Below are 2,935 nucleotides of genomic sequence, written 5' to 3' on the forward strand. Positions count from 1 at the left end.
CGGCGCGATCACTTCGAGCCGTTCGGCGATGCCAAGGCCCTTGGCGTCGCCAGGCACGAGGAAAGCGGAAAGTCCCTTGGCGCCCGGCGCCTCGCCGGTGCGGGCAAAGACGACATAGAGGTCGGCGATGCCGCCATTGGAGATCCAGGTTTTTTCGCCTGTAAGAACGTAGCTGTCGCCGTCGCGGGTCGCCGTCATTTCCGTGTTGGCGACATCTGATCCCGAGCGCGGCTCCGACAGGGCGAAGGCTGATATCGCCTTGCCGGCGCGCGTCTTCGAAAGCCATTGCCGCTGCTCCACCGTGCCGAACAGGCTGAGCGCGCCGGTGCCCAGCCCCTGCATGGCGAAGGCGAAATCGGCCAACCCGTCATGGCGGGCGAGCGTCTCGCGCGTGATGCACAAAGTGCGGACGTCGAGGGGACCCGGGTTGTCGGTGTCGAGCGCCGTTGGCTTCAGCCAGCCGTCTCGGCCGAGCTTGCTGACCAGCTCGCGGCAGGCGGCGTCGACATCATGGTGATCGACTGGGAGGTTGGTCGTGCACCATGTCTCGAGGTGCTCGGCTAGTTCGCGATGGCGGTCTTCGAAGAACGGCCAGGAGAGGAAGGAACGGTCAGGCATTGGTGGCCCCGCTATTGAGGCCTTGCGCACTACGGCGCCCCCCTCCCGCCAACGTCTCCACGCAAAGCATCATCCTCAATCCCCCTCGAACACCGGCTTTTCCTTGGCCACGAACGCCTTGTAGGCGCGTTCGAAGTCGCGGGTCTGCATGCAGATCGCTTGCGCCTGCGCTTCCGCCTCGATCGCCTGGTCGAGGCCCATCGACCATTCCTGGTTGAGCTGGGTCTTGGTGATGCCGTGCGCGAAGGTCGGGCCGGAGACGATGCGCGCCGCCATGTCGAGCGCGTCGGCTTCAAGCGCGGCGGCATCGACCAGCCGGTTGTAGAAACCCCAGCGTTCGCCTTCATCAGCCGTCATGGTGCGGCCGGTGTAGAGCAGTTCGGCGGCGCGGCCCTGGCCGATGATGCGCGGCAGGATCGCGCAGGCGCCCATGTCGCAGCCGGCGAGGCCGACGCGGGTGAACAGGAATGCGGTCTTGGCTTCCGGCGTGGCGATGCGGATGTCGGAGCTCATCGCAATGATGGCGCCGGCGCCGACCGCGACGCCGTCGACCGCCGCAATGATCGGCCTGCCGCAATTCAGCATCGCCTTGACGAAATCGCCGGTCATGCGGGTGAAGACCAGGAGCTCCTTCATGTCCATTTTGACCAGCGGGCCGATAATGTCGTGGACATCGCCGCCGGAGCAGAAATTGCCGCCATTGGAAAGGAACACCACGGCGTCGACATCGTCGGCATAGACGAGGTCGCGGAACGTGTCGCGGAGTTCCGCATAGCTGTCGAAGGTCAGCGGGTTCTTGCGCTCCGGCCGATCGAGCCGGACCTTGGCGATCCTGCCCTCGACCTCCCAGAGGAAATGCTTCGGCTTGCGCCCGGCCATTGCGGTCATTCGCGTCCCTCCCAGTTGCTGCGGAACGAGGTCAGCATGCCGGTCAGCCGGCGCGCGTCGTCCTCACTGACCTTGCCCAGCAATTCGCCGATCCAGCCTTCATGCGCCGCGGCGATCGCGGCAAAGGCCTGCGTGCCTTCCTCGGTCAGCCGCACCATCGAGGTGCGGCGGTCGCCATTGCGCCGCGCGCGGGCGACAAGTCCTTCCGAAACCAGCCGGTCGACGATGCCCGTGACATTGCCGTTAGAGACCAGCAGGAAACGCGACAGGTCGCTCATCAGCATGCCTTCCGGCGCGCGATAAAGCGCTGCCATCACGTCGAAGCGCGGCAGCGTGGTGTTGAAGTCCTTCTTCAGCCGCTCGCGCAGCTCGGCCTCGATCGTGCGCGAGGCGCGCAGCAGCCTGATCCACAGACGCAAGCGGTCCTTGCCGGGTCTCGACGGCGCGGGCAGGGGGCCGGCTACCATGTTTCGCCTCCTGAGATGGAAATCGCCTGTCCGGTGATCGATTGGGCGGCGTCGCCGCACAGCCACAGCACGGCGGCGGCAATTTCATCCGGCTGGATGAAGCGGCCTTGCGGGTTGGTCGAGGCAAGGCTCGATCGCGCTTGTTCGGCCGAGCGGCCGGTCTTTTCGATGATGCGCCGGATGGACTCTTCCAGCATTTCGGTTTCCACAAAGCCTGGGCACACCGCGTTGACGGTGACGCCGGATTTCACTGTTTCGGCGGCAAGCGCCCGCATCAGGCCGATGACGCCATGCTTGGCGGCGACGTAAGACGCGACGTAGGCGTAGCCTTTCAGGCCGGCGGTCGAGGCGATGAAAACAATTCGTCCCGTCTTCCGCGCGGCCATGCCGGCCAGCGCGGGCTTCACCGTCAGGAAGGCGCCGGTCAGATTGACGTCGAGCGTCCGCTGCCAGTCGCTGAGCGCGGTTTTGTGCGCCGGCGCGCTGCCGGCCATGCCGGCATTAGCGACGACGATGTCGAACGGGCCGCGCGCGGCTTGCGCCCTCTCGTAGAGCGCCGCCATTGCCGCCTCGTCGGTGACATCGGCGGCGATGCCAGAGATGCGGTCGTTTTCGCCGGCCACCTTGGCGAGCTCTGCTTCCCGGCGGCCGCAGATGGTGACGCCGATGCCGGCAGCAGCCAGCGCCAGCGCGATGGCCCGCCCGACGCCGGAGCCGCCGCCAGTGACCAGCGCATGCTTGCCGGGTATCGTCGCGGCGGCCGTCATACTTTCAGCCCCGCTGCGGCGTCGCGCTCGGCCAGACGGTAGAGCTGGTCGCGTCCGGGCAGATAGGGATCAGGCCATTTGACACCGCGGTCGCCGAGCGTGACGGCGGCATGCAGCGTCCAGTAGGGATCGGCGAGATGCGGCCGCGGTGTCAAATGGCCTGATCCCTATCTGCCCGGACGCGACCAGCTCTAC

At 66.5% G+C, this 2,935-nt stretch carries 5 protein-coding genes; all 5 read right to left on the reverse strand.

The window, feature by feature from the left end; genetic code table 11:
* Positions 1-618: acyl-CoA dehydrogenase family protein (locus EN994_RS25210; protein ID WP_206530493.1), on the reverse strand; the 618-nt coding region annotated here is incomplete at its 3' end.
* Between the two features lie 75 nt (positions 619-693).
* Positions 694-1,506, reverse strand: a complete 813-nt coding sequence (locus EN994_RS25215) for an enoyl-CoA hydratase family protein (protein WP_063169945.1) — start codon at positions 1,504-1,506, stop codon at positions 694-696.
* Positions 1,503-1,973: a MarR family transcriptional regulator gene (locus EN994_RS25220; RefSeq protein WP_063169946.1), complete on the reverse strand. Its 471-nt coding sequence runs from the start codon at positions 1,971-1,973 to the stop codon at positions 1,503-1,505. The genes EN994_RS25215 and EN994_RS25220 overlap by 4 nt, the downstream gene beginning before the upstream one ends.
* Complete coding sequence (locus tag EN994_RS25225) at positions 1,967-2,740, reverse strand: SDR family NAD(P)-dependent oxidoreductase (protein WP_063169947.1); 774 nt, start codon at positions 2,738-2,740, stop codon at positions 1,967-1,969. Before EN994_RS25225 ends, EN994_RS25220 begins: the two co-directional genes overlap by 7 nt.
* Positions 2,737-2,895 carry a hypothetical protein gene (locus EN994_RS35465; RefSeq protein ID WP_164746167.1) on the reverse strand — a complete coding sequence of 53 codons (159 nt, stop codon included), beginning with the start codon at positions 2,893-2,895 and terminating at the stop codon, positions 2,737-2,739. The genes EN994_RS25225 and EN994_RS35465 overlap by 4 nt, the downstream gene beginning before the upstream one ends.
* Between the last annotated feature and the right edge of the window lie 40 nt (positions 2,896-2,935).

The sequence above is a fragment of the Mesorhizobium sp. M7A.F.Ca.CA.002.09.1.1 genome (genome assembly GCF_003998555.1).
In the GTDB taxonomy this organism is placed as follows: Bacteria; Pseudomonadota; Alphaproteobacteria; order Rhizobiales; family Rhizobiaceae; genus Mesorhizobium; species Mesorhizobium ciceri.

What these genes read in the sequence shown, in the direction of transcription:
- EN994_RS25215 (WP_063169945.1), bottom strand. Translation starts at nt 1,506, where the DNA reads ATGACCGCAATGGCCGGGCGCAAGCCGAAGCATTTCCTCTGGGAGGTC.
- EN994_RS25220 (WP_063169946.1), bottom strand. Translation starts at nt 1,973, where the DNA reads ATGGTAGCCGGCCCCCTGCCCGCGCCGTCGAGACCCGGCAAGGACCGC.
- EN994_RS25225 (WP_063169947.1), bottom strand. Translation starts at nt 2,740, where the DNA reads ATGACGGCCGCCGCGACGATACCCGGCAAGCATGCGCTGGTCACTGGC.